Source organism: Actinophytocola sp. (assembly GCF_035712165.1).
In the GTDB taxonomy this organism is placed as follows: Bacteria; Actinomycetota; Actinomycetes; order Mycobacteriales; family Pseudonocardiaceae; genus DASYTH01.
This window is the reverse complement of sequence record NZ_DASTBH010000521.1, coordinates 1-25,026: the sequence shown is the minus strand read 5'-3', so window position 1 is coordinate 25,026 and position 25,026 is coordinate 1. Positions and strand designations below refer to the sequence as shown.

Genomic DNA, 25,026 nt, shown 5'->3' with positions numbered 1-25,026 from the left:
ACGCCGGGTGGTCCGGGTGCTCGGTAAGGGGGGCAAGGAGCGCACGGTGCCGTTCGGCGTGCCGGCCGAGCGGGCCGTCCGGGACTGGCTGGCCGCCGGGCGCCCGGCACTGGCCCGCCCGGGCTCCCCGCCGGCCCTGCTGCTCGGCGCGCGGGGCGGGCGGTTCCAGCCCGCCAGCGTTCGCCGGGTCGTGCACGACGCCCTCGGCGCGGTGCCCGAGGCGCCTGACATGGGTCCGCACGGTCTGCGGCACACCGCCGCGACCCACCTGCTCGACGGGGGAGCGGACCTTCGTAGCGTCCAGGAACTGCTTGGTCACGCTACGCTCGCTACCACCCAGCTATACACCCACGTGACCGTCGAACGGCTGAAGGCGATCCATGACCGAGCCCACCCCCGCTCCTGACTACGTCGGGGAAGGTTCCTGGACGCGCGCGCCCTCGACGGTGACGGCGGGCAACGGGCACCGGCCGGTCAACGACCGGCCCGCGGCCGGCATTCTGCCCGGCGACCAGCGCACCTTCGGCGAGATCGAGGCGGGCATCGTGGCGCTGTGGCGGCGCTTCGGCGAGGGCCGCCAGCAGCGCCTGCGCGACCGGCTGGTGCTGCACTACGCGCCGCTGGTCAAGTACGTCGCCGGCCGGGTGGGCACCGGTCTGCCGGCGCACGTCGACATGGCGGACCTGATCCAGTCGGGGATCTTCGGCCTGGTCGACGCGATCGAGAAGTTCGAGCCGAAGCGCGGCCTGAAGTTCGAGACCTACGCCATGCAGCGCATCCGCGGGGCGATCCTGGACGACCTGCGGGCCCAGGACTGGGTGCCGCGATCGGTGCGTGGGCGGGCCCGGGAGGTGGAGCGGGCGCTGGAGCGGCTCGGCGCGCGGCTGCGGCGGACCCCGACCGACTCGGAGCTCGCCGATGAGCTGGGCCTGACCCTCGAAGAGTTGCGGGAGATCTACCTGCAGCTGCAACTCACCAGCGTGGTGGCGCTGGACGAGCTGGCGGCTGCCGGGCGCGGCTCGACCTCGCTCGCGGACACCCTCGAGGACGAGGCCGCCCCCGACCCGGTCGCCCTGCTGGTCGACCAGGACAACCGTCGCCAGCTCGCCGAGGCCATCGCCCATCTGGCGGAACGTGACCGGATCGTGGTCACCCTGTACTACTTCGAGAACCTCACCCTCGCCGAGATCGGCAAGGTCCTCGGCGTGACCGAGTCCCGCGTCTGCCAGCTGCACACCCGGGCGGTACTTCGGCTGCGGGCCAAGCTGTTGGAGCGCGCCGAGCTGTGATGACCCGGTGCGGGGCAGCAGCCGCACGTGGTGCGGGCCGAGCAGACCGAGCGGGTCGAGGTACTCCGGGCCCCGGCGCAGACCCCAGTGCAGGCAGGCCGGCTGGGGACAGCCGGCGTGCCCGGCCTCGAGGTGGCCGAGCAGCTGACCCCGCCCGACCGTGGCACCGGCGGCCACCACGGGCGTGACCGGCTCGTAGGTGGTGCGCAGTCCGCCCGGATGGTCGACCGAGATCACCGGACGGTCCACCAGCCGGCCGGCGAAGACGACCGTGCCGGCACCGGCCGAGAACACCGCCTCGCCCGGCGAGCCGCCCAGGTCGACCCCGCGATGACCGGCCGCCCAGGGCGCCGGCGGCCGGTCGAACGGGCGCAGCACGGGGTGCGGTGGCGCCAGCGGCCAGGCGAACCCGCGGGCCGGGGTCGCGGCGGGTGGGGCGGCGGCCGGCGGCGGGGCGCTCGGGAGCGGCGCGCTGACCAGGAGCAGGGCCAGGGCCGGGTGGGTGAGGCGGGCCAGACGCATGGGCCGACGATGCGCCGCGACCAGGCCGCCGGCCAGGGCTGACGGCCGGGCTGTGGACAGGTCGGCGACCTTGTGGACAACCAGGATCCCCGATTGTCGGTTCGGAGGTCCGACCGCGTACACTGCGACCGCGACCTGTGGCGACACAGGGCGACTTCGCGTGTCACTGCGTCCTCGGTGGGGTTCATTCCCCGGCGGAACTACACGGCACCCGGCGGTCCCAGACGAGCGTCCTCGCGACCTCGGTGGGTCCGGTGGCCGGCAGGACACCAGGGCGGTGCTCCACCGGAGCTCCGCGACAACCGACGCCGCACGCCGAGGCGGACGCCCGGCGGGCCATACAGAAGAGGTGCATACCGGCCATGGCCGTAGTCACCATGAAGCAGCTGCTCGACTCGGGCGTGCACTTCGGGCACCAGACCAGGCGCTGGAACCCGAAGATGAAGCGCTACATCTTCACCGAGCGCAACGGCATCTACATCATCGACCTGCAGCAGACCCTGACCTACATCGACCGGGCCTTCGAGTTCGTCAAGGAGACCGTCGCGCACGGCGGGTCGGTTCTGTTCGTGGGCACCAAGAAGCAGGCGCAGGAGGCCATCGCCAACGAGGCCCTCCGGGTCGGCATGCCGTTCGTCAACCAGCGCTGGCTCGGCGGAATGCTCACCAACTTCTCCACTGTCCACAAGCGCCTCCAGCGGCTCAAGGAGCTCGAGGCGATGGAGCAGACCGGCGGGTTCCAGGGTCTCACCAAGAAGGAGATCCTGATGCTGACCAGGGAGAAGGACAAGCTCGAGCGCACCCTCGGCGGTATCCGGGACATGGCCAAGGTGCCCAGCGCGGTGTGGATCGTGGACACCAAGAAGGAGCACATCGCCGTCGGCGAGGCCCGCAAGCTGAACATCCCGGTGGTGGCCATTCTGGATACCAACTGCGATCCGGATGAGGTCGACTACCCGATCCCGGGCAACGACGACGCGATCCGCTCGGCCGCGCTGCTCACCAAGGTGATCGCCGAGGCCGCCGCCGCCGGGCTGATCGCCAGGGCCGGCGCCCGCAACGGCGTCCCCGAGGGCGAGGACAAGCCGCAGCCGGTCGGCTCCGACGAACCGCTGCCCGAGTGGGAGCAGGAGTTGCTCACCGGCGCCAACGCCGGGGCCGGCGAGCAGGTCGCCGCCGAACGCTCGGAGTCCTGACCCACGACCGTCCGCGGTCGCCCGTCGGGCGGCCGGGACGGTTCGCACCGCACAAGCAACCCACAGACAGAGGGAAAGAAAGCACAGACGATGGCGAACTACACCACGGCCGACGTCAAGCGGCTCCGTGAGCTCACCGGCGCCGGCATGATGGACTGCAAGAAGGCGCTCGAAGAGGCTGACGGTGACTTCGACAAGGCCGTTGAGTTCCTGCGCATCAAGGGGGCCAAGGACGTCGGCAAGCGGGCCCAGCGGTCCACCGCCAACGGGCTGGTCGCCGCCGACGGCGGGGTCATGGTCGAGCTGAACTGCGAGACCGACTTCGTCGCCAAGAACGCCGACTTCCAGGAGTTGGCCACGCGGATCGTGGCGGTCGCGAAGGAGACCGGCGCGACCGACGTCGAGACGCTCAAGGGCGCTCCGCTCGGCTCCGGCACGGTCGCCGACGCGGTGCAGGAGCTGTCCGCCAAGATCGGCGAGAAGCTCGAGCTGCGGCGCGTGGTGGCCTTCGACGGCCCGGTGGCCGTGTACCTGCACCGGCGGGCCACGGACCTGCCGCCGTCGGTGGGCGTGCTGGTCGAGTACACCGGCGAGTCCGCCGAGGCGGCGCGCGGCACGGCGATGCACATCGCCGCGATGAAGCCGCGCTACGTCACCCGGGACGAGGTCACCGAGGACGTGCTGGCCACCGAGCGCCGCATCGCCGAGGAGACCGCCCGCGAGGAGGGCAAGCCCGAGCAGGCGCTGCCCAAGATCGTCGAGGGTCGGGTCAACGGGTTCTTCAAGGACGCGGTGCTGCTCGAGCAGTCCTCGGTGCAGGACGCCAAGAAGACCGTGAAGGCGGTCCTCGACGAGGCCGGTGTCTCGGTCTCCCGGTTTGCCCGGTTCGAGGTCGGCCAGGCGTGACTCTGGGAGGGGCGGGGTTGCCACTGCAGCAACCCCGCCCTTTCCCATATCCACCGTTGGACGCGCAGAGGAGGCCCCATGAGTGAGACTGGATCAGCTGGTCTGCGGGGAGATCTCATGACCGAGAACGGCGGGCCGGTCCGCAGCTTCCGGCGGGTGCTGCTCAAGCTGGGCGGCGAGATGTTCGGCGGCGGGAAGGTCGGCGTCGACCCGGATGTCGTGCAGGCGGTGGCCCGGCAGATCGCGGCGGTGGTGCGCGACGGCGTGCAGATGGCCGTGGTGATCGGTGGCGGGAACTTCTTCCGGGGTGCGGAGCTGTCCCAGCGCGGCATGGACCGGGACCGGGCCGACTACATGGCCATGCTCGGCACCGTGATGAACTGCCTGGCGCTACAGGACTTTCTGGAGAAGCTCGGGATCGACACCCGGGTGCAGACGGCGATCACGATGGGCCAGGTCGCCGAGGCCTACATCCCGCGCCGCGCCGAGCGGCACCTGGAGAAGGGGCGCATCGTCATCTTCGCCGGCGGGGTCGGCATGCCCTACTTCTCCACCGACACCGCGGCCGCGCAGCGTGCGCTGGAGATCGGCTGCGAGGTCGTGCTGATGGCCAAGGAGGTGGACGGGGTCTTCACGGCGGACCCGAAGTTCGATCCGGAAGCCAAGATGTTCGATCACATCACCCACCGGGAAGTCCTGGAGAAGGGCCTGAAGGTCGCCGACGCGACGGCGTTCAGCCTCTGTATGGACAACGACATGCCGATCATCGTTTTCAACCTTCTCACCGAGGGCAACATCGCAAGGGCGGTTCGTGGTGAGAGGATCGGTACGTTGGTCAGCACCCCTAAGGAGCAGACACTGTGATCGACGAAACACTCCTCGACGCTGAGGAGAGGATGGAAAAGGCGGTCTCGGTGGCGAAGGACGAGCTCACCGCGGTGCGCACCGGGCGAGCCAACCCCGCCATGTTCAACCGCATTCACGTCGACTACTACGGTTCCCCGACCCCGATCCACCAGATGGCCAGCATCAACATCCCGGAAGCCCGCATGGTCGTCATCAAGCCGTACGACCAGAGCCAGCTGGGGGCGATCGAGAAGGCCATCCGCAACTCCGACCTCGGCGTGAACCCGAGCAACGACGGCACGATCATTCGGGTGATCATCCCCCAGCTGTCCGAGGAACGGCGCCGGGAGATGGTCAAGGTCGCCAAGCACAAGGGCGAGGACGCCAAGGTCGCGATCCGCAACGTGCGCCGCAAGGCCAACGAGGAACTGCACCGGATCAACAAGGACGGCGAGGCAGGCGAGGACGACGTGGTGCGCGCGGAGAAGGAACTGCAGCACGTCACCGACAAGTACGTCGCGCAGGTCGACGAGTTGGTCAAGCACAAGGAAGCCGAGCTTCTTGAGGTTTAGTGCGCAACCCGTGGGTGCGTCAGCATGACCGGGACGTCCACGGAGCCGGGGCCCGACGCGGTAACCCCGCCACCGGCGCCGAAGGCGTCCCGGGCGGGTCGCAACCTGCCGGCGGCGATCGCGGTCGGTGTGCTGCTCGGCGCCGGCCTGCTGGTCGCGCTGCTCACCGTCCGGGAGATCTTCGTCGGCATCGTCGCCGCGGCGGTCGCGGTGTCCACGGTGGAGCTCGCCGGTGCGCTCAACCGGGCCGGCGGCATCCGGATCGCGCTGTGGCCGGTGCTGATCGGCGGGCAGGCGATGGTGTGGCTGTCCTGGCCGTTCGGGCGCAACGGAGTGCTGGCCGCGTTCGTGCTGACGGTGCTGACGTGCATGGTGTGGCGGCTCGGGCAGGGCGCGGCCGGCTACGTGCGGGACCTGTCCGCCTCGGTGCTCACCGCCGCCTACGTGCCGCTGTTCGCGTCCTTCGCGGCGATGATGGTGGTGCCGGCGGACGGCACGGCCCGGGTGCTGTGCTTCCTGATCCTGGTGGTCAGTTCGGACACCGGCGGGTACATCGCCGGGGTGCTGTTCGGCCGGCATCCGATGGCCCCGGCGATCAGCCCGAAGAAGTCCTGGGAGGGCTTCGCCGGGTCGATGACCGCGGGCATCGTGGCCGGGATCCTCTGCCTGACCCTGCTGCTGCCCGGCCAGTGGTGGCAGGGGGCGTTGTTCGGCGCGGCGCTGGTGCTCACCGCGACCCTCGGTGATCTGGTCGAGTCGCTGATCAAGCGCGACCTGGGGATCAAGGACATGGGTGCGTTGCTGCCGGGGCACGGCGGTCTGATGGACCGGATGGACTCGCTGCTGCCCTCGGCCGTGGTGTCCTGGCTGCTGCTGCGGCTGTTCATCCCGGGCTGATGTCCGTACCCAGCCCGAACATCTGGCACTGGCCGGAGATCTACGAGGTCGAGAACCGGGCGCAGGACGTCGACGGGGCGATCTGGGCGGCGCTGGCCCGGGCCTACGACTGGTCCGGCCGGGACGTGCTGGACGTCGGGTGTGGCACCGGTTTCCACCTGCCGAGGTTCGCCGCCACCGCACGCCGGGTGACCGGCGTGGAGCCGCACGGTCCGCTGGTGGCCCGGGCGCGGGCCCGGGTGGCCGGCGACCCCGCGGTGCGGGTGCTGTCCGGCTCGGCCCAGCGGCTGCCGGTGCCGGACGCGAGCTGCGATCTGGTGCACGCCCGGACCGCGTACTTCTTCGGGTCGGGTTGCCGGCCGGGGCTGCTCGAGGCCGATCGGGTGCTGCGCCCGGACGGCATGCTGGCGATCGTCGACCTGGACGCCACGGTCGCGCCGTACGGCGACTGGCTGCGGGCCGACCTGCCCCGGTACCGACCGGCCGAGGTGGACGCGTTCTTCGAGCGCGCCGGCTTCGACTGCCAGCGGGTGCGGACCCGGTGGCGGTTCGCCGACCGGGCCAGCCTGGTGGCGGTGCTGGGGATCGAGTTCTCCGCGGCGGTGGCGGCCCGGGCGCTCGGCGACGTGCGCGGGCTGGAGTTCCCGGTGGGCTACCGGGTGCTGACCCGGCGCAAATCGGCTGGGTTGATCGTCAAACGCTGAGTAGCCTCGGCGCGTGCCTTCTGAACCCGGGGTCCGGTTCGTCTCGACCGGAACCGTGCGGCGTCAACCCGACCGCGTGCTGCCGGCCCTGCTGGACCGGGTCGTGCCGGACGAGTTGGAGACCGACGCGGTGCCGCGGCTCGAACAGCGGATCGCCGATCTGCTCGGCAAACCGGCGGCCGCGATGTTCCCGTCCGGGGCGATGGCACAGCAGGTCGCCCTGCGCCTGCACGCCGACCGCCGCGGAGTCCGCTCGGTGGCCTTCCACCCGACCTGCCATCTGGAACTGCACGAGCAGAAGGGCTACGCCGTCGTGCACGGCCTGAGTTCCGCGCTGGTCGGCGACCCGAACTCGCTGATCACCCTCGCGGACCTGGCGGCCCTGCGCGAGCCGGTCGCGGCGCTGCTGCTGGAGTTGCCGCAGCGGGAGATCGGCGGCCGGCTGCCCAGTTGGGAGGATCTGGTCGCGCAGACCGAATGGGCGCGTGAGCGCGGGGCGGCGGTGCACATGGACGGCGCCCGGCTGTGGGAGGCCCAGCCGTTCTACGGCCGGCCGTATGCGGAGATCGCCGCGCTGTTCGACACGGTGTACGTGTCGCTCTACAAAGGACTTTCCGGCATCGCGGGCGCGGTGCTCGCCGGGGAGCAGGACTTCATCCAGCACGCCTGCTTGTGGCGGGATCGGCTCGGCGGCAACGTGGACCGGTTCTGGCCGATGGCCTATGCCGCCGAGCGCGGGCTGGACGAGCTGCTGCCCCGGATGGCGGAGTTCGCCAACCGGGCCGGCGAGCTGGCCGCTGCGCTACGCGAGGTGCCCGGCGTGCGGGTCGTCCCGGACCCGCCGCAGACGCACATGTTCCACCTGCACCTGGAGGCCGACCCGCAGGCGGTCACGGTGGCGGTGAAGCGGCTGCGGGCCGAGACCGGGTTGGCATTGCCCCGCTACGTCTGGCAGCTGCCCACGCCGGGCTGGTGCGCCATGGAGATCACCGCCTCCGCGCAGCTGGACGAGGTCAGCGACACGGAGGCAGTGGACCTCCTCACCGAGGTCCTGAACCGAGCTGTTGATGGGGCACGGGCTTCCCGCACAGATCCGCGGGATGGGGCCTAATCCTCGTCGGGCTCGTCGGGCTCGTCGGACGGGTCGTCGATCTCGCCGAGGATGGCGTAGATCTCCCGGCGGGCCTGGTTGATCGCGGCGATCGCGCGGGTCTTCTGGGTGCCGGTGGCGGCGTGGTGGACCTGGAAGGCGGCGCCCATGAGCTGGCCGATGGCCGTGCGCAGGCTGACGTCGTCCGGGTCCTGGTCCTGGGCGATCTGCTCCCAGGGCGGGCGGTCCTGCCCCTCGGCCGCCGTCCGGCCCTCGTCGGTCAGCTCGAAGAGCCGTTTGCTGCCGCTGCCCTCGGTGCTGGCGACCAGGCCCTCGTCGGCCAGCAGCTGCAGGGTCGGGTAGACCGAGCCGGGGCTCGGCCGCCAGATCCCGCCGCTGCGCTGGGTGATCTCCTGGATCATCTCGTAGCCGTGCATGGGTCGTTCGGCGAGTAGCGCCAGGATGGCCGCTCGCACGTCGCCCCGGCGGCTGCGCCGGCCGGGTCCGCGGCCGCGCCGCTGCTGGCCCCAGCCCCAGCCGCCGAAGTCGAACGGCATGCCGGGTGGTCCCGGTGGCATGGGTGGTCGCGGTGGGAAGCCGTGGTGGCCGAACTCGGCCCCGGGGTCATCGAACGGACCGGGGGCGAACGGTCCGTGGGCTGGTCGGAATCGGGTACGCATCGTGCGCTCCTCTCGTTGTCGTCTCAGTAACGATATATCGGAACCTATCACGATGCAACCAGGACAGTCGTGCAAAATTTCTGGACGGCCTGTCGATCCGGCGGAGGGCGGTTCGTATGGGAGGTGAGCGGGCGGAAGGATCGGCCCAGCGACACAGGAGGACGACCGATGAAGCAGTACCTGATCAGCGTCTACCAGCCCGAGGGCGAGCCGCCGCCGCCCGAGGACCTCGAGCGGGTGTTCCACGACCTCACCGCGCTGCACGAGGAGTTGCGGGCCACCGGGGCGTGGGTGTTCGCCGGGGCGCTGCACACGCCGAGCACCGCCACCGTGCTGCGCGCCGACGACCAAGGCGACGTCCTGGTCACCGACGGCCCCTACGTCGAGGGCAAGGAGTTCCTGGGCGGCTTCACCATCGTCGCCGCGCCCGACCTGGACGCCGCGCTGGCCTGGGGCCGCCGGTTCGCCACGGTGATCGGCCTGCCGATCGAGGTGCGGCCGTTCCAGGACCCGCCCTGGTGACCGGTCCGACCGAGATCGAGCGGGTGTTCCGGGCGGAGTACGGCCGCGCGGTGGCCGTCCTGGTTCGCGTCTGCGGCGACATCGACGCCGCCGAGGAGGCGGTCCAGGACGCGTTCGCCGTGGCCGTGGACCGCTGGCCGGCCACCGGCCCACCGCCCAGCCCGGCGGCCTGGATCATCACGACGGCCCGCAACCGGGCGATCGACCGGCACCGCCGGGAGGCCGTCCGGCCGGACCGGCACGCCGAGGCCGCCCGGCTGCACGTCCCGGACGAACCCGTGGAGGAGTGTGCGGTGCGCGACGACCGGCTACGCCTGATCTTCACCTGCTGCCACCCCGCGCTGGCGCCCGCGGCCCAGGTCGCGTTGACCCTGCGGCTGCTCGGCGGCCTGACCACCGCCGAGATCGCCCGCGCGTTCCTGGTCTCCGAGCCGACCATGGCGCAGCGGCTGGTCCGGGCCAAGGGCAAGATCCGTGACGCCGGCATCCCGTACCGGGTTCCGGCCGAGGAGGATCTGCCCGGGCGGCTGCGGGCCGTGCTCGCGGTGCTCTATCTGATCTTCAACGAGGGCTACACGGCCACCGCGGGCGATGCCCTGGTCCGGGCGGACCTGTGTGCCGAGGCGATCCGGTCGGCCCGGCTGCTGACCGAGCTGATGCTCGACGAGCCCGAGGCGCTGGGGCTGCTCGCGCTCATGCTGCTGATCGAGTCCCGCCGGGCCGCCCGCACCACCCCGCACGGCGAGTTGGTGCTGCTGTCCGACCAGGACCGGTCCCGCTGGGACCGCCGCCTGATCGCCGAGGGCCAGCGGATCGTGCGGGCCTGCCTGCGGCGCAACACCCCGGGCCCGTACCAGGTGCAGGCGGCGATCAACGCCGTGCATGCCGACGCGCCCACCGCCGCGGCCACCGACTGGCCGCAGATCCTGCGGCTCTACGACCAGCTCCACGCGCTGACCCCGACGCCGGTGGTGGCCCTGCACCGCGCGGTCGCGCTGGCCGAGGTCGACGGTCCGGCGGCGGCGTTGCCGCTGGTGGATGACCTCGACCTGGCCGGCTACCACGTCTTCCACGCCGTCCGCGCCGACCTGCTGCGCCGGCTCGGCCGCACCCGCGAGGCCGCGGCGGCCTACGCGGCGGCTCGCGAGCGCACCGGAAACCAGGCGCAACGCCGGTTCCTGGACCGCGCCCGGGCCGCACTCGCCGAGGACTGACCGCGAGGTCATGGGACAATGGGCGGACCATGACCTCGCTTCCCCTTGTCTTCGACGCGCCCAAGCGCGGCCTGCCGCCGCGCCATCTGGTGGACCTCTCCGCCGAGGAGCGCCAGGCGGCGGTGGTCGAGCTGGGCGAGCGGCCGTTTCGGGCCAGGCAGCTGTCCAACCACTACTTCGGCCGGCTGACCGTCGACCCCGAGGCGATGACCGACATCCCGGCGGCGAGCCGGGAGCGGCTGGTCGGCGAGCTGATGCCGCGGCTGTTCACCGAGGTCCGGGCGCTGACCTGTGACGAGGGCGCCACCCGCAAGGCGCTGCTGCGGGCGCACGACGGAACCCTGGTGGAGAGCGTGCTGATGCGCTACCCGGACCGGGCCACGGTGTGCGTGTCCAGCCAGGCCGGCTGCGGGATGGCCTGCCCGTTCTGTGCCACCGGTCAGGGCGGCCTGACCCGCAACCTGTCCACCGCGGAGATCGTCGAGCAGGTGCGGCTGGCCGCAGCCGCGGCCCGGGACGGTCGGCTCGGCGGCGGCCCGGTCCGGCTGTCCAACGTGGTCCTGATGGGCATGGGCGAGCCGCTGGCCAACTACCGGCGGGTGATCGCCGCCGTGCACCGGATCTGCGACCCCGCCCCGGCCGGGCTGGGGATCTCGCAGCGGTCGGTGACGGTCTCCACCGTCGGGCTGGTGCCGGCGATCCACAAGCTCGCCGACGAGGGCCTGGCCGTGACGCTGGCGGTGTCGCTGCACACGCCCGACGACGAGCTGCGGGACACCCTGGTGCCGGTGAACACCCGGTGGAAGGTGGCCGAGGTGCTCGCCGCCGCCCGGCACTACGCCGAGCGCACCGGCCGCCGGGTGTCCATCGAGTACGCGCTGATCCGCGACATCAACGACCAGCCGTGGCGGGCCGACCTGCTCGGCCAACTGCTGCACCAGTACCTGGGCGCCCTGGTGCACGTCAACGTCATCCCGCTCAACCCCACCCCGGGCAGCCAGTGGGACGCCAGCCCGAAGCCCGTCGAGCGCGAGTTCGTCCGGCGCGTCAACGCCGCGGGCGTCCCCTGCACCGTCCGGGACACCCGCGGCCAGGAGATCGCCGCCGCCTGCGGACAGCTCGCCGCGCAGGGCTGACGGCCGGTCAACCCGCCGCGCTGACCTCGTTCAGCCGGCCGGTGGCCACGTCGAAGACGAACCCGCGGATGGCGTCGGTGTGCGGGACGAAGGGGCTGGCCTTGATGCGGGCGACGGACTGGCGGACGTCGGTTTCCAGGTCGGTGAAGGACTCGGCGGCCCAGGCGGGTTTGATGCCGGTGTCGTCCTGGATGGACTTCTTGAACTCGTCGTCGGTGAAGGTGAGCATGCCGCAGTCGGTGTGATGGATCAGGATGATCTCCCGGGTGGCGAGCAGGCGCTGGCTGATCGCCAGCGACCGGATCTCGTCCTCGGTGATCACGCCGCCGGCGTTGCGGATGACGTGCGCGTCGCCTTCGGCGAGACCGAGCACGGCGTGCACGTTGATCCGGGCGTCCATGCAGGCGACCACGGCCAGGTGCTTGGCGGGCGGCAGGGGCAGGGGTCCGCCGAACGACTCGGCGTACCGGGCGTTGTTGGCGAGCAGTTCGTCCGTGACTGACATGGGTCGAGTCAAGGTCGGATCGACCGGGCCCGCAATGGGCGTCCACGAAGCGGACGCCCGACCGGGTGAAGGCCGGCGCTACCTGCGCCAGGCGGTGCGCGAGCGGACCAGATCGGCGATCAGCGCGACGACGATCGCGACGCCGATGCCGATCAGCCAGAGGTTCTCGGTCTCGCCGACGTGGTTGCCGATCAGCATCAGGAACATGACGGCCGCGGTGAACCAGCCGGCGATCCGGGTGCCCCGGGGGAACCCACCGTGCCAGCCCCACTCGGCGGACGGCTCGTCGTGCGGGGAGACGGTCGTCGCCGGCCGTTTCTCGAGCTCCTTGCCTGCCACGTTCGTCCACCCTCCGCTCCGGTGACTGCCGGCATCATCGTATCGGGGACAATGTGAGCGATGACTGATCCCACCCCGCACCGCCGGGGCGTCCTCGTGCTCGGGTCCACCGGCTCCATCGGCACCCAGGCCCTCGACGTGGTCGCGGCCAACCCCGACCGGTTCCATGTGGCGGGTCTGGCCGCGGGCGGGAGCGACCCGGCAGCCCTGGCGGCGCAGGCGATCCGGTTCGGCGCGCCCGCGGTGGCGCTCACCCGGTCCACCTCGGCCGAGGACGTGCGGCTCGCGCTCTACGCGGAGGCCGGCCGGCGCGGTTACGAGCGCGGCGAGTTCGCCATGCCGCGGCTGCTGACCGGTCCGGACGCGGTGCTCGAACTGATCGACACCGCCCCGGCGGACGTGGTGCTCAACGCGGTCACCGGCTCCCTCGGCCTGCGGCCCACCCTGCACGCCCTGGCCACGGGCGCGACGCTGGCACTGGCCAACAAGGAGTCCCTGATCGCCGGCGGGCCGCTGGTGCTGCGGGCCGCCCGGCCCGGCCAGCTCGTGCCGGTGGACTCCGAGCACTCGGCCATCGCCCAGTGCCTGCGCGGCGGCGGGCCCCGCGAGGTGGACCGGCTGGTGATCACCGCTTCCGGCGGGCCGTTCCGCGGCCGCCGGCCGGAGGAACTGGCCGGGGTCACCGTCGAGGCGGCCATGGCCCACCCGACCTGGGCGATGGGCCCGGTCATCACGATCAACTCGGCCACGCTGGTGAACAAGGGCCTGGAACTGATCGAGGCGCACCTGCTGTTCGGGGTGCCCTACGACCGCATCGACGTGGTGGTGCACCCGCAGTCGATCGTGCACTCGATGGTCACCTTCACCGACGGTTCCACGCTGGTCCAGGCCAGCCCGCCGGACATGCGGCTGCCGATCTCGCTGGCGCTGGGCTGGCCGGAGCGGGTGCCGGGGGCGGCGGCGGCCTGCGCGTTCGGCGAGGCGACCGCGTGGACGTTCGAGCCGCTGGACCACGACACGTTCCCGGCGGTGCGGCTGGCCCGGCAGGCCGGCGAGGCCGGCGGGTTGCTGCCGGCGATCTACAACGCGGCGAACGAGGAAGCGGTCGCCGCGTTCCGCGAACACGACGCCAGCTTCACAGCGATCGTGGAGACTGTGAGCCGGGTACTCGACGACGCGGATGGTTGGCGAGCGGACCCGCGTGATGTCGAGGAAGTGCTGGCGGCCGAGCAGTGGGCCAGGGCCCACGCGCGGGAACTGCTTTCCGTCGACGCCGTCCGGCTGGGAAGGGATTGAACGTGCTCGCGTGGCTCTTCGGCGTCGTGCTGTTCGCGCTCGGCATCTGCATCTCCGTGGCGCTGCACGAGGCCGGTCACATGTACGCGGCCAAGTCCTTCGGCATGAAGGTGCGGCGCTACTTCATCGGCTTCGGTCCCCGGGTCTGGTCGTTCCGCCGGGGTGAGACCGAGTACGGGCTCAAGGCGATCCCGCTCGGCGGCTTCTGCGACATCGCCGGCATGACCGCGATGGACGAGGTGACCCCGGACGAGTCCGAGCGCGCGATGTGGCGCTACCCGGTGTGGAAGCGGGTCGTGGTGCTCGCCGCCGGCTCGGCGTCGCACTTCCTGCTCGGCTTCCTGATCCTGTACTTCATGGCGATCAGCATGGGCCTGCCCAACATCGCCGGAACCCCGGTGGTCAGCGAGACCGCCTGCGCGGCACCCAGCCAGGACCCGAAGACGTTCGAGTACGCCCCCTGCGGGCCTGGTGACCGGTCGCCGGCCGCCGAGGCCGGCATCCGGAGCGGCGACGAGATCATCAGCGTCGACGGCCAGCGCACCCCGACCTGGTCGGACGTGGTCACCAAGATCCAGAACCTGAGCGGCGAGCACACCATCGTGGTCAGCCGGGACGGGGTCGAGCGCGCGTTGGTCGTGGACGTCCCGACCGTGCGGCGGGTGGCGCCCGGCGCGAAGCTGGGCGGCGACGACAACAAGATCGTCAACGTCGGCGCGATCGGCGTGAAGAGCACCCCGGTCTACCACTACAGCCCACTGGGCGGGCTGGCCGGCGCGGCCGGCTTCACCGGCGACATGTTCGTTCGCACCTGGGAGGGCCTGCTGGCGTTCCCGCAGAAGATCCCGAAGGTGATCGAGGCGATCGGCGGCGGGGAGCGGGATCCGGACACCCCGGTCAGCGTGGTGGGCGCCAGCATCATCGGCGGCGACGCGGTCGAGGCCGGCGTGTGGGAGCTGTTCGTGCTGCTGCTGGCCAGCCTGAACTTCTTCGTCGGCGTGTTCAACCTGCTGCCGCTGCTGCCGCTGGACGGCGGGCACATCGCGATCGTGCTGTACGAGAAGGTCCGGGACATGGTGCGCCGGGCGCGCGGCAAGGGTCCCGGTGGTCCGGTCGACTACACCAAGCTGACCGCGGTGACGATGGTTGTGATTCTCATCGGTGGCGCCGTGGTTCTACTCACAGTCACCGCTGACCTGGTCAACCCAATTCGAATCGGTCAGTAGCACCAGTAGCCTGGATTCCGTGACGGATAGCATCATGCTGGGAATGCCGGCTGCCCCCGCGCCGGTTCTGGCGCCCCGCCGGCAGACCCGGCAACTGCAGGTGGGCCGGGTCGGGGTCGGTAGCGACCACCCGATCTCGGTCCAGTCGATGACCACGACGGTAACCGCCGACGTCAACGCCACCCTGCAGCAGATCGCAGAGCTGACCGCGGCCGGCTGCGACATCGTCCGGGTGGCCTGCCCCTCCCAGGACGACGCGGACGCGCTGGCGGCCATCGCCCGCAAGTCGCAAATCCCGGTGATCGCCGACATCCATTTTCAGCCGAAATACGTCTTCGCCGCGATCGAGGCCGGCTGTGCCGCCGTACGGGTCAACCCGGGCAACATTAAGAAATTCGACGACAAGGTGGCCGAAATCGCCGCCGCCGCTCGCGACCACGGCACGCCGATCCGGATCGGCGTCAACGCCGGCTCGCTGGATCCGCGGCTGCTGAAGAAGTACGGCAAGGCCACCCCGGAGGCGCTGGCCGAGTCGGCGCTGTGGGAGGCGGGCCTGTTCGCCGAGCACGACTTCCACGACCTCAAGATCTCGGTGAAGCACAACGACCCGGTGGTCATGATCCGCGCCTACGAACTGCTCGCCGAGCAGTGCGACTACCCGCTGCACCTCGGTGTCACCGAGGCCGGCCCGGCGTTCCAGGGCACGATCAAGTCGGCGGTGGCGTTCGGCGCGCTGCTGCGCCAGGGGATCGGCGACACGATCCGGGTCTCGCTGTCCGCGCCGCCGGTCGAGGAGGTCAAGGTCGGCGCCCAGATCCTGCAGTCGCTCAACCTGCGCCCGCGCAAGCTGGAGATCGTCTCCTGCCCGTCCTGCGGGCGGGCTCAGGTGGACGTCTACAAGCTCGCCGACGAGGTGACCGCGGGCCTGGAGGGCATGGAGGTGCCGCTGCGGGTGGCGGTCATGGGCTGCGTGGTCAACGGCCCGGGCGAGGCCCGCGAGGCCGACCTCGGCGTGGCCTCCGGCAACGGGAAGGGCCAGATCTTCGTCAAGGGCCAGGTGATCAAGACCGTGCCCGAGCACCAGATCGTGGAGACCCTGATCGAGGAGGCCATGCGCATCGCCGAGGAGGCCGGCGAGGCCGCCGGCGCCGGTGCGCCGGTCGTCACGGTCAGCTGAGCGTTTCGCCCGGAAGCCGGCCGGCCACGGTTGGGCGTCGACTTTTCGCAAACCGCGGTTCATCTGGCAGGCTTGAGGACGTGTTGCGCCTTGCTGGAGCGCGGTTGCTCGACGAGCGTGATCGCGCCGCGGTGCGTGCCGCGCTCGCGGCCGACCCGGTCGGGTCCTGCATGGTTTCCGCGCGGATCGACGCCCTCGGCCTCGATCCGTGGCGGTTGGGCGGCGAGCTGTGGGGGTGTGAGCCGCGTGGCCGCACCAGCCGGCTCGACGCGCTGTGCTTCGCCGGCCCGAACCTGATCCCGCTGCGTGGCAGCCGGTCCGCGCTGCGTGCGTTCGCCGACCGGGCGCTGTCCCGGCGGCGGATCTGCTCCTCGGTCGTCGGTCCGTCCGAACAGGTGCTGGGCATCTGGTCGGAGCTGGAACTGGACTGGGGGCCGGCCCGGGAGGTGCGCGCGGAGCAGCCGCTGATGGCCACCATGGGTGAGCCGAGGGTGCGGCCCGACCCGTTGGTCCGTCCGGTGCGGCCGGATGAGCTGGACCGCTACCTGCCGGCGGCGGTCGCCATGTTCATCGAGGAGGTCGGCGTCGACCCGCGCGCCGGGGACGGCGGCGTGAGCTACCGCGCCCGGGTGGCCGAGCTGATCGCGACCGGTCGCGCGTTCGCCCGGTTCGAGGGCGGCGAGGTGGTGTTCAAGGCCGAGATCGGCGCGCTGTCCCATTCGGTCGGGCAGATCCAGGGCGTGTGGGTGCGGCCCAACCGGCGCGGGCACGGACTGGGCGCGGCGGGCACGGCAGCCGTGGTGGACCGGCTGGTGCGCGGCATGGGCCGGACCGCGAGCCTGTACGTCAACTCCTACAACGTGGTGGCCAAGGCGGCCTACCGCAAGATCGGGTTCGGTCAGGTCGGCGAGTACGCGACCGTCCTGTTCTGAGGAGAATTCGCGCGGATTCGGTGCACCTCACCTGAATGCGGCACCGATGCGGGCATACTCGCCGCCGTGCGCCTTCAGAAGCTTCGCCGGACCGGTGCCGGACTGATCACCTTCGCGGTCCTGGTCCCGATCTCGGCCTGCGGGTTGTTCGGCTCGGACGCGCCGGGTCCGGACGCGGCCGCGCGGGAGTTCCTGGCCACCTTCGCCGCCGGGGACGCCGCCAACGCGTCCCGCCAGACCGACGCCGAGGACTCCGCCCGCAAGCTGATGGACCAGGTCCGGCAGGGCCTCAAGCCGGCCGCGGTCACCGCCGACCTGCAGAAGGTCGACGCGCCGGAGGACGCCTCGACCGCGACCGCGTTCTACACCCTCAACTGGGACCTCGGCTCCAACCGCAAGTGGTCCTACCAGGCCCAGGCCGAGCTGCGGCGCTCCGACGAGACCTGGCGGGTGCACTGGACGCCCACCGTGCTGCACCCCAAGCTTGCCGAGCAGCAGTCGATCGCGTTGCAGGTCCAGCAGCCGACCCTGGCCCCGGTGCTGGACCGGGACGGCGAGGTGCTGCTCGAGCCGGACCGGGTGGTCTCGGTGCTGTTCGAGCCGAAGAAGGCCGGCGACGCCGCCGCGGTGGCCGGCAAGTTGGCCGCGGCGCTGTCCGGGTTCGACAACACGATCACCCAACAGCTGATCCTGGACGAGTCCGCGAAGCTGCCGGAGGGGACGCCGTACCAGGTGGCGGCGCTGCGCGACAACGACTACGAGGCGGTCAAGCCGACGATCTACGACCTGCCCGGGGTGCGGTTCACCTCGGGACCCCGGCTGCTGGCCGCCGACCGGGCGTTCGCGCCGCAGGTGCTGCCGGGTATCCGCAAGTTCGTCGAGGGCCAGGTGGCCGGCAGGTCCGGCTGGCGGGTGGTGACCGTCGACCCGTCCGGCAAGGAGATCGAGGAGTTGCACGCCAAGGCCGCCGAGCCGGCCGACGCGGTCACCGCGACGCTGAGCCGGCGGGTGCAGAACGCCGCCCAGGCGGCGGTCGCGCCGGCCCCGACCGCCGCGATGATCGTGGCCATCCAGCCGTCCACGGGTGAGCTGCTGGCCGTGGCCCAGAACCCGGCGGCCGACCAGGGCGGCGCACCCGCGCTGATGGGCCAGTACCCGCCCGGCTCGACCTTCAAGATCGCCACCGCGGCGGCCGCGCTGGAGGCCGGGAAGGTCACCGCGGACACGCCGGTCGGCTGTCCCGGCACCACCACCGTGGACGGCCGGGTCATCCCGAACAGCGGAAAGTTCGACAAGGGGACCATCCCGCTGCACAGCGCGTTCGCGTTCTCGTGCAACACCACGTTCGCCACGCTGGCCGTGGACCTGCCGCCGGACGCGCTCACCAACAGCGCCCGCAAGCTGGGCATCGGGGTGGACTTCGTGGTGCCCGGCATCACCACGGTGACCGGGTCGGTGCCGCCGGCCGACCGCAAGGTGGAGCGGGCCGAGGACGGGTTCGGCCAGGGCAAGGTGACCGCCAGCCCGTTCGGCCTGGCGCTCGCGGCGGCCACCGTGGCCAGCGGGAGCATGCCCAAACCGGTGCTGGTGCGCGGCGTCGAGACCAAGGCGGACAACTCGCCGGAGCCGCTCGGGCAGCCGGTCCTGGACGCGCTGCGCGCGATGATGCGCGAGGTGGTGACCGGCGGCACGGCCGGGGCCCTTGGCGGGCTGGCGGACGTGCGGGGCAAGACCGGGACCGCGCAGTTCGGGGACGGCACGCACTCGCACGGCTGGTTCGCCGGCTATCAGGGCGACGTCGCGTTCGCGGTGCTGATCACCGACGCCGGCCAGTCCGGCACCGCCGTCCAGGCCGCCGCGCGCTTCCTGGGCGCGCTGGGCTGAAGCGCGGTGGCGGGGGCGTCGTAGGGTGGAGGCATGCCCGTTCGTGCCCCGCTGAAGTCCGGTGTCCAGACGCCCCGCCGTTCGGTTCCGGCGCACATCGCGCGGCCGGAGTATGTCGGCAAGCCGGCGCCGGCCCGCAACACCGAGCCCGACGTGCAGCCACCCGAGGTCATCGAGGCGATGCGGGTGGCCGGGCGGATCGCCGCCCGGGCGCTTGAGGAGGGCGGCAAGGCGGTCAAGCCGGGCGCGCTCACCGACGACATCGACGCGGTGATCCACGAGTTCCTGCTCGACCACGGCGCGTACCCCTCGACGCTGGGCTACCGCGGCTTCCCGAAGTCCTGCTGTGTCTCCCTCAACGAGGTGATCTGCCACGGCATCCCGGACTCCACCCGGATCGAGGACGGCGACATCGTCAACATCGACGTGACCGCCTATATCGGCGGGGTGCACGGGGACACCAACGCGACGTTCCTGTCCGGCGACGTGGCCGAGGAGGCCCGCCTGCTGGTCGAGCGCACCCGTGAGGCCACCATGCGGGCGATCCGGGCGGCCCGGCCGGGGCGGGCGCTGAACGTGATCGGCCGGGTGATCGAGTCCTACGCCCGGCGGTTCGGTTACGGCGTGGTCCGGGACTTCACCGGCCACGGCATCGGCCGGTCGTTCCACAGCGGCCTGGTCATCCACCACTACGACCACCCCGCCGACGAGCGGCTGATCGAGTCGGGCATGACCTTCACCATCGAGCCGATGATCACCCTCGGCGCCATCGAGCACGACATGTGGCCCGACGGCTGGACCGCCACCACCAAGGACAAGAGCTGGACCGCCCAGTTCGAGCACACCATCCTCATCACCGACGGCGAGCCGGAGATCCTCACCCTTCCGTGACCTGGTCGGACCAGACCAACCCGGCCTACACTTCGGGTGTGCCTTCCGAGCAGGTGAACATCTACGAAGCCAAGACCCGGCTTTCCCAGCTCGTCGACCAGGCCGCGGCCGGCGAGGAGATCATCATCGCCCGCAACGGCCGCCCGGTCGCCCGGCTGGTCCCGCTGCAACGCCAACCGGTCAATCGAGTCCCCGGGGCCTGGAAGGGCAAGGGGTGGATCGCTCCCGATTTCGACGACACGCCCCAGGAGATCATCGATCTCTTCTACGAGGGTGCCGCGTTCCCGGAGGACGACTGATGCGCCTCCTGCTGGACACGCAGGTCCTGCTGTGGTGGCTGTTCGCCGACCGTCGCCTGGGTGCGGACGCCACGCAGGCGATCACGAACGCGGACAACGATGTGCTGGTCTCGGCGGTGAGCGCGTTCGAGATCTGTACAAAACAGGCGATCGGCAAGGTGCAGGCGCCGGACGACCTGGAACAGCAGTTGATGGCCTCGAGCTTCCAGGAGCTGCCGGTGACGATGGCGCACAGCTTCGAGGTGCGCAGCTTGCCCATGCATCACAAGGACCCGTTCGACCGCATCCTGGTCGCCCAGGCGCGCTTCGAGGATCTGACCTTGCTCACCTCGGATCGGATGCTCCGTGCCTACGACGTGCGCACGATGCCGGCGGGCTGATCAGGCGCGCATCCGGGCCATGACCTCGAGGATGGCGCGCGCGACCGGGTCGGGGTCGGTGGCGGGGGCGAGGTGGGTGGTGTCCAGGCTGACCACGGGCCAGCCGAGGGCCTGCGCCTGGTCGAGGTCTTCGGCATAGGCGGGGCTCAGCGCGACGTAGCCGCAGGGGCCGGTCCACTCCACGTCCGGGCGGGCCTCCTTGAGGAACGCGATCGGCACCTCGGGGGCCTCGTCGGCGATCTCGGCACGCAGCGCGGGGTCCAGGGTGGCCAGCGGGTCGGGTTCGAACCAGAGCGGCCAGCGCGGCAGCAGGCCCTCCCGGGTGCGGTCCCGCAGCCGCAGGTAGAGCTCGGCGGGCACGGTGTCGCGCCAGCTGCGGCCCGGCGTGGGCAGGCCGGCGTCGAGGAACACCAGCCCGGTCACGGAGTCCTCGAGGGTGTCGGCGAACGCGGGCAGCAGCGGTCCGGCGCCGCTGTGGCCGACCAGCACCACCGGGCCGGCCAGCGCCGCGTCGCTGAGCACGTCGGCGAACACCCCGAGCAGCACCTGGTGCACCGGCGGCGTCACCACGCTCGGCCGCAGGTCCAGCAGCACCGCCTGGTGGCCGTCGGCGGCCAGCGCGTCGGCCAGCGGGCGCAGGCTGGCCGGCCCGAGGAACGGGCTGTGCACCAGCACGATCGTGTCGGCGGGCACGGCTAACCGCCCAACGGCAGGTTGAGCAACGCGTTCTCCACCAGTTCGGGCAGCGCCGGGTGGATCCAGTACTGGCCGCGGGCCATCGCGGTGGCGTCCAACCCGAAGGACATCGCCTGGATCAGCGGCTGGATCAGGGTGGAGGCCTGCGGGCCCAGGATGTGCGCGCCGATCAGCTGCCCGGTGCCGGGGTCGGCGAGCAGCTTGGCGAACCCGGTGGTGTCCTCCATCGCCCAGCCGTAGGCGATGCCCGAATAGTCCTGTGTGGACACGACGAACGGGACGTCGCGCAGCACCGCCTCCTGCTCGGTCAGACCGACCGAGGCGATCTGCGGCGAGGTGAACACCGCGTGCGGCACGAACCGGCGGTCGGCGGCGACCGGCGCGTCCGGGTGCAACAGGTTGTGCTGCACCACCCGAGCCTCGTGGTTGGCCACATGCTTGAGCTGGCGGGGCGAGCAGATGTCGCCCAGCGCCCACACCCCGTCGGCCGTCGTGCGCTGGAAGTCGTCCACCGCAACGTAACCGTCCTCGGTCAGGTCCACGCCGGCCGCGGTCACGTCGAGCAGGTCGACGTTGGGCACCCGGCCCACCGCCAGCAGCAGGTCGTCGGCCCGCACGGTCTCCGGCCCGGCCGGCCCGTCGAGGTGCAGCAGCACCTGCCCGTCCGCGGTCCGCTCGACGCCGGTCTCCTTGCGGTTGAGCCGAACATCCCACCGCTGCGCGGCCAGTTCGGTGAACCGGTTGCTGATGTCGACGTCCTCCTGCCGCAGCAGCGCGCCGGACCGGCCGATCAGCGTGACCGCGACCCCGAACGCGGAGAACACGTGGGCGAACTCGGCGGCCACGAACCCGGTGCCCACGATGATCATGCTGGACGGCAGCTCGGCCAGCCGCATGACCGTGTCGCTGGTGTGATAGCCGGTCTCGGTGATGCCTTCCATGTCGGGCACCCGGGGCCGGCTGCCCGCGGCGAGCACCACCCGGTCGGCCGTCAGCGGCACCGGTCCGGCGCCGGAGTTGGGCGTGACCTCGAGCCGGCGCTCGCCGGTGAACCGGGCCTGCCCCTCGTACACGGTGACGTTGGCGTTGTCCGGGTGGTTCATCCGGTAGTCCCGGCCGCCCGCGGCGATCGGGTCGATCCGGCCGAAGATCCGGTCCCGCACGTCGGTCCAGCGCACCCCGGTGAGCGTCTCGTCGACGCCCAGCCGGGCGGCGCCGCGCGGCGTGTTGGCGACGTCGGCGCTGTGCACGAACATCTTCGTGGGAATGCAGCCGACGTTCAGGCAGGTTCCGCCGAACACGCCCTTCTCGACGATGGCCACGTCCCAGCCGGCGAAGCGCGGGTCCAGGATCGAGTTGCCCGAGCCCGTGCCGATGATGACCAGGTCGTAGTGCGGCACGTCAGTGCCGGTAGGTCGGCGTGATGACGGCCCGCGCCAGGGTGTGGAAGGCCAGGTTGAACCCGACCACCGCGGGGGTGGCGTCGCCGGTGACGTCCAACGCCTCCACGTCGACCGCGTGCACCACGAAGTAGTAGCGGTGCGGCATGTCGCCCTGCGGCGGCGCGGAACCCACGTAGTTCTTGCTGCCCATGTCGTTGCGGACGTGGAAAGCGCCGCCCGGCAGGCTCGCGTCGTCGGCGCCGGCGCCGGTGGGCAGTTCGGTGACCGAGACCGGGAGGTTCACCGCGACCCAGTGCCAGAACCCGGACGGGATGGGCGCGTCGGGGTCGAAACAGGTCACCACGAAGCTCTTGGTCTCGGCCGGGAACCCGCTCCAGGACAGCTGCGGGGACCGGTTCTCGCCCCCGGCACTGTCGTGGACGTAGGTCAGCGCGAGCTGATCACCGTCGGCCACATCGGTCGAGGTCACCGAGAACGAGCCGGCCGCGGGCAGCAACTCGTACGGGTCTGGTGCGACGGGACGCTCGAGGCTCATCGCCGGGTCTCCTCCTCAATGATCTTCACGACGGACGGTTCAACTCTAGTGAGTTCCCCTAGTCTGGCCCCAGGACCAAGGACAGGGGGATGGCCGTGACCGAAGACAGCTCGATCGAGCGCTCGCACCGGGTGCGTTTTCCTGGGATCAGCCCGCGGGCGTATGAGCATCCGGCCGACCGGGGCGCGCTGGCCACGCTGCGCACGGTGCCGAGCTTCGCCGCGGTGTTGAGGTCGGTTGCCGGGTTCTGGCAGGAGCGCGGCGGCCGGCTGATGGTGCTCGGTTCGGCGATCCGGGTCGGCGAGAACCAGTTCCCGACGCTGTACCGGCTGCGCAACGAGTGCGCCGAGACGCTGGACCTCGACACGATGCCGAACCTGTTCGTGTACCGCGACGCGCAGGTGCACGCCCGCACGATCGGCATCGACGAGCCGTACATCCTGATCAGCAGCGGCATGGTGGAGGCGCTGGACACCGAGGGCCTGCGGTTCGTGATCGGCCACGAGATGGGTCACGTGCTGTCCGGCCACGCGGTGTACCGCACGATGATCGACGTGCTGATGGGCCTGCAGCAGAGCCTGTCCTGGATGGCGGTCGGGGCGATGGGGCTGCGGGCCATCCTGGTCGCGCTGTTCGAGTGGTACCGCAAGGCGGAGCTGTCCTGCGACCGGGCCGGGCTGCTGTGCGGCCAGGACCCGCAGGCGGCGTTGCGGGTGCACGTGATGCTGGCCGGCGGCACCTCGGCCGGCGAGATCGACGTGCCCTCGTTCCTGCAGCAGGCCAGCGAGTACGAGTCGGTGGACGACATCCGGGACAGCATCCACAAACTGCGCTACGTCACCTGGATGACCCACCCGCTGGCGGTGGTGCGCGCGGCGCAGCTGCAGAAGTGGGCGGCCTCGGAGGAGTACCGGACGATCCTGGCCGGGGAGTACCTGCGCCGCGCCGACGACGCTCCGTCCAGCAGCTGGGGTGACGACCTGAAGTCGGCGGCGAAGTCCTACCGGGACTCGTGGTCCGAGTCGACCGACCCGCTGGTGAAGATCCTCAGCGACGTGGGCGAGTCGCTGTCGGACGCGGCCGGCCGGGTGTTCAGCCGGTTCGGTGCGCGGGGCGACAGCGAGCCGACCGACGGCGAGGAACGCACCACCTGACGGCTTTCCTAGGTGCCGGTGGCGGTGAAGTGCTGCAGGTCGCGCGGGGTGGTCCAGGTGCCGCCCCAGCTCCACCCGATCGCGGCGAACGCCCGCACGATGCCGTCGCCCGCGAACACCATGCCGGGTCGGACGTTCCTTCTGTCCACATAGGACGATGCGAGCTCGGGCAGCACCAGATCGCCCTTGCTGTAGGGATTGCAGAACGGGTTCACGTCGATGGCCAGGCCGTACGCGTGGGCCGACCACCGGGTCTGGTTCACCGCCGGCCGGCAGACGAACGCGGCGGTGTTGTTGCCGTCCCCGGTAGGCGCGGCGGTCAGTTCCTCGGGGCCGGTCACCCGCATCTCCTCGATCGGGAAGCCGGCGGCGAACAGCTTGCCGAACACGGTGGTGACCGCGTCGGCCGCGCGGGCGTTGACGATCATCTCGCCGGTGTGCGTCCGGCCGTCGAAACCGTGGAACGCCATCGTCAGGTAGCGCAGGTCGGTGGCGGCCACCGGGCAGCGCGGCTGCCAGGTGCTGCGGGCGAGCACCTCGGCCGGCACCGGGCGCACGGTGGCCGCGTACCTCCCGTCCGCGGGCGGCGGCAGCCGGTCGACGGTCGGCAGGTTGCGGCCGGCCAGCACCGGCGGGGTGGGCAGCACCTGGCCGAAGCCGTCCGGGCGCAGCGGTAGCGGCGTGGCGCCGACCCGCCAGGCGGGGGCCGGTGGCGTCGGGATGCTCGGTGCCGCC

At 71.5% G+C, this 25,026-nt stretch carries 28 protein-coding genes and 1 pseudogene; 21 read left to right on the top strand and 8 right to left on the bottom strand.

The window, feature by feature from the left end; translation table 11 throughout:
* The coding region (locus tag VFO68_RS29655; RefSeq protein ID WP_325161707.1) for a tyrosine-type recombinase/integrase at positions 1-406 on the top strand (406 nt) is incomplete at its 5' end.
* Complete coding sequence (locus VFO68_RS29650) at positions 381-1,289, top strand: FliA/WhiG family RNA polymerase sigma factor (protein ID WP_325161706.1); 909 nt, start codon at positions 381-383, stop codon at positions 1,287-1,289. The genes VFO68_RS29655 and VFO68_RS29650, both read left to right, overlap by 26 nt.
* 111 nt (positions 1,290-1,400) lie before the next feature.
* Here VFO68_RS29650 and VFO68_RS29645 read toward each other — a convergent pair.
* A pseudogene (locus VFO68_RS29645) lies at positions 1,401-1,811 on the bottom strand (peptidoglycan DD-metalloendopeptidase family protein); the annotation flags it as partial.
* 362 nt (positions 1,812-2,173) lie between these two features.
* On the opposite strand from VFO68_RS29645, the gene rpsB reads away from it, so the two are divergent.
* From rpsB to VFO68_RS29610, 7 genes are all read left to right on the top strand, one after another.
* On the top strand, positions 2,174-3,007 hold the full coding sequence (gene rpsB / locus VFO68_RS29640; RefSeq protein ID WP_325161705.1) for a 30S ribosomal protein S2: 834 nt from the start codon (positions 2,174-2,176) through the stop codon (positions 3,005-3,007).
* A 90-nt stretch (positions 3,008-3,097) separates the two neighbouring features.
* On the top strand, positions 3,098-3,913 hold the full coding sequence (tsf, locus tag VFO68_RS29635) for a translation elongation factor Ts (RefSeq protein ID WP_325161704.1): 816 nt from the start codon (positions 3,098-3,100) through the stop codon (positions 3,911-3,913).
* Positions 3,914-4,030: 117 nt separating this feature from the next.
* Positions 4,031-4,777: a UMP kinase gene (pyrH, locus tag VFO68_RS29630; RefSeq protein ID WP_325161703.1), complete on the top strand. Its 747-nt coding sequence runs from the start codon at positions 4,031-4,033 to the stop codon at positions 4,775-4,777.
* Positions 4,774-5,331, top strand: coding sequence for a ribosome recycling factor (gene frr / locus VFO68_RS29625; protein WP_325161702.1), 558 nt, complete (start codon positions 4,774-4,776; stop codon positions 5,329-5,331). Before pyrH ends, frr begins: the two co-directional genes overlap by 4 nt.
* Positions 5,332-5,355: 24 nt before the next feature.
* Positions 5,356-6,228 carry a phosphatidate cytidylyltransferase gene (locus tag VFO68_RS29620; protein ID WP_325161701.1) on the top strand — a complete coding sequence of 291 codons (873 nt, stop codon included), beginning with the start codon at positions 5,356-5,358 and terminating at the stop codon, positions 6,226-6,228.
* Positions 6,228-6,932, top strand: coding sequence for a class I SAM-dependent methyltransferase (locus VFO68_RS29615; protein ID WP_325161700.1), 705 nt, complete (start codon positions 6,228-6,230; stop codon positions 6,930-6,932). Before VFO68_RS29620 ends, VFO68_RS29615 begins: the two co-directional genes overlap by 1 nt.
* A 13-nt stretch (positions 6,933-6,945) precedes the next feature.
* Entirely contained in the window at positions 6,946-8,043 is a 1,098-nt protein-coding gene (locus VFO68_RS29610; RefSeq protein ID WP_325161699.1) for a threonine aldolase family protein, read from the top strand.
* Here VFO68_RS29610 and VFO68_RS29605 read toward each other — a convergent pair.
* Entirely contained in the window at positions 8,040-8,702 is a 663-nt protein-coding gene (locus VFO68_RS29605) for a PadR family transcriptional regulator (protein WP_325161698.1), read from the bottom strand. The genes VFO68_RS29610 and VFO68_RS29605 overlap by 4 nt on opposite strands.
* A gap of 168 nt (positions 8,703-8,870) precedes the next feature.
* Here VFO68_RS29605 and VFO68_RS29600 point away from each other — a divergent pair, with 168 nt between their 5' ends.
* The 3 genes from VFO68_RS29600 to rlmN are packed head-to-tail and all read left to right on the top strand — an operon-like array spanning position 8,871 to position 11,574.
* Positions 8,871-9,224, top strand: a complete 354-nt coding sequence (locus tag VFO68_RS29600; RefSeq protein WP_325161697.1) for a YciI family protein — start codon at positions 8,871-8,873, stop codon at positions 9,222-9,224.
* Positions 9,221-10,438: an RNA polymerase sigma factor gene (locus VFO68_RS29595; protein WP_325161696.1), complete on the top strand. Its 1,218-nt coding sequence runs from the start codon at positions 9,221-9,223 to the stop codon at positions 10,436-10,438. Before VFO68_RS29600 ends, VFO68_RS29595 begins: the two co-directional genes overlap by 4 nt.
* A gap of 29 nt (positions 10,439-10,467) precedes the next feature.
* The gene (gene rlmN, locus VFO68_RS29590; RefSeq protein WP_325161695.1) at positions 10,468-11,574 is read left to right on the top strand and encodes a 23S rRNA (adenine(2503)-C(2))-methyltransferase RlmN; all 1,107 of its coding nucleotides are present in this window, start codon (positions 10,468-10,470) and stop codon (positions 11,572-11,574) included.
* A gap of 7 nt (positions 11,575-11,581) precedes the next feature.
* On the opposite strand, the gene VFO68_RS29585 is transcribed toward rlmN, so the two are convergent.
* Both VFO68_RS29585 and VFO68_RS29580 read right to left on the bottom strand, forming a co-directional pair.
* Positions 11,582-12,079 carry a carbonic anhydrase gene (locus VFO68_RS29585; RefSeq protein ID WP_325161694.1) on the bottom strand — a complete coding sequence of 166 codons (498 nt, stop codon included), beginning with the start codon at positions 12,077-12,079 and terminating at the stop codon, positions 11,582-11,584.
* Between the two features lie 78 nt (positions 12,080-12,157).
* Positions 12,158-12,418 carry a DUF2631 domain-containing protein gene (locus VFO68_RS29580; RefSeq protein ID WP_325161693.1) on the bottom strand — a complete coding sequence of 87 codons (261 nt, stop codon included), beginning with the start codon at positions 12,416-12,418 and terminating at the stop codon, positions 12,158-12,160.
* A 60-nt stretch (positions 12,419-12,478) separates the two neighbouring features.
* Between VFO68_RS29580 and dxr the strand changes: the two genes are divergently transcribed.
* From dxr to VFO68_RS29540, 8 genes are all read left to right on the top strand, one after another.
* Complete coding sequence (dxr, locus tag VFO68_RS29575; RefSeq protein WP_325161692.1) at positions 12,479-13,714, top strand: 1-deoxy-D-xylulose-5-phosphate reductoisomerase; 1,236 nt, start codon at positions 12,479-12,481, stop codon at positions 13,712-13,714.
* A 2-nt stretch (positions 13,715-13,716) separates the two neighbouring features.
* Positions 13,717-14,940: a site-2 protease family protein gene (locus tag VFO68_RS29570; RefSeq protein WP_325161691.1), complete on the top strand. Its 1,224-nt coding sequence runs from the start codon at positions 13,717-13,719 to the stop codon at positions 14,938-14,940.
* A 43-nt stretch (positions 14,941-14,983) separates the two neighbouring features.
* Positions 14,984-16,117 (top strand): flavodoxin-dependent (E)-4-hydroxy-3-methylbut-2-enyl-diphosphate synthase, encoded by a 1,134-nt coding sequence (gene ispG / locus VFO68_RS29565; protein ID WP_325161710.1) that lies wholly within the window; start codon positions 14,984-14,986, stop codon positions 16,115-16,117.
* A gap of 80 nt (positions 16,118-16,197) precedes the next feature.
* A complete protein-coding gene (locus tag VFO68_RS29560) occupies positions 16,198-17,049 on the top strand; it encodes a GNAT family N-acetyltransferase (RefSeq protein WP_325161690.1) in 852 nt (283 codons plus the stop codon).
* Positions 17,050-17,115: 66 nt separating this feature from the next.
* Positions 17,116-18,933 carry a penicillin-binding transpeptidase domain-containing protein gene (locus VFO68_RS29555; RefSeq protein ID WP_325161689.1) on the top strand — a complete coding sequence of 606 codons (1,818 nt, stop codon included), beginning with the start codon at positions 17,116-17,118 and terminating at the stop codon, positions 18,931-18,933.
* Positions 18,934-18,966: 33 nt separating this feature from the next.
* Entirely contained in the window at positions 18,967-19,824 is an 858-nt protein-coding gene (gene map, locus VFO68_RS29550; RefSeq protein ID WP_325161688.1) for a type I methionyl aminopeptidase, read from the top strand.
* A gap of 38 nt (positions 19,825-19,862) precedes the next feature.
* On the top strand, positions 19,863-20,123 hold the full coding sequence (locus tag VFO68_RS29545; protein WP_325161687.1) for a type II toxin-antitoxin system Phd/YefM family antitoxin: 261 nt from the start codon (positions 19,863-19,865) through the stop codon (positions 20,121-20,123).
* Positions 20,123-20,503 (top strand): type II toxin-antitoxin system VapC family toxin, encoded by a 381-nt coding sequence (locus VFO68_RS29540; protein ID WP_325161686.1) that lies wholly within the window; start codon positions 20,123-20,125, stop codon positions 20,501-20,503. Before VFO68_RS29545 ends, VFO68_RS29540 begins: the two co-directional genes overlap by 1 nt.
* Here the strand turns inward: VFO68_RS29540 and VFO68_RS29535 are convergent, their stop codons facing one another.
* From VFO68_RS29535 to VFO68_RS29525, 3 genes are read right to left on the bottom strand one after another with little or no spacing between them, the layout of a single operon-like run.
* Positions 20,504-21,196, bottom strand: a complete 693-nt coding sequence (locus VFO68_RS29535) for a hypothetical protein (RefSeq protein ID WP_325161685.1) — start codon at positions 21,194-21,196, stop codon at positions 20,504-20,506. It lies immediately after the preceding gene.
* Positions 21,197-21,198: 2 nt separating this feature from the next.
* A complete protein-coding gene (locus tag VFO68_RS29530) occupies positions 21,199-22,599 on the bottom strand; it encodes a mycothione reductase (protein ID WP_325161684.1) in 1,401 nt (466 codons plus the stop codon).
* Position 22,600: 1 nt separating this feature from the next.
* Positions 22,601-23,137: a YbhB/YbcL family Raf kinase inhibitor-like protein gene (locus tag VFO68_RS29525; RefSeq protein WP_325161683.1), complete on the bottom strand. Its 537-nt coding sequence runs from the start codon at positions 23,135-23,137 to the stop codon at positions 22,601-22,603.
* 95 nt (positions 23,138-23,232) lie between these two features.
* On the opposite strand from VFO68_RS29525, the gene VFO68_RS29520 reads away from it, so the two are divergent.
* A complete protein-coding gene (locus tag VFO68_RS29520) occupies positions 23,233-24,291 on the top strand; it encodes a M48 family metallopeptidase (RefSeq protein WP_325161709.1) in 1,059 nt (352 codons plus the stop codon).
* 8 nt (positions 24,292-24,299) lie between these two features.
* Here the strand turns inward: VFO68_RS29520 and VFO68_RS29515 are convergent, their stop codons facing one another.
* Positions 24,300-25,013, bottom strand: coding sequence for a M15 family metallopeptidase (locus tag VFO68_RS29515; protein WP_325161708.1), 714 nt, complete (start codon positions 25,011-25,013; stop codon positions 24,300-24,302).
* Positions 25,014-25,026: the final 13 nt, after the last annotated feature.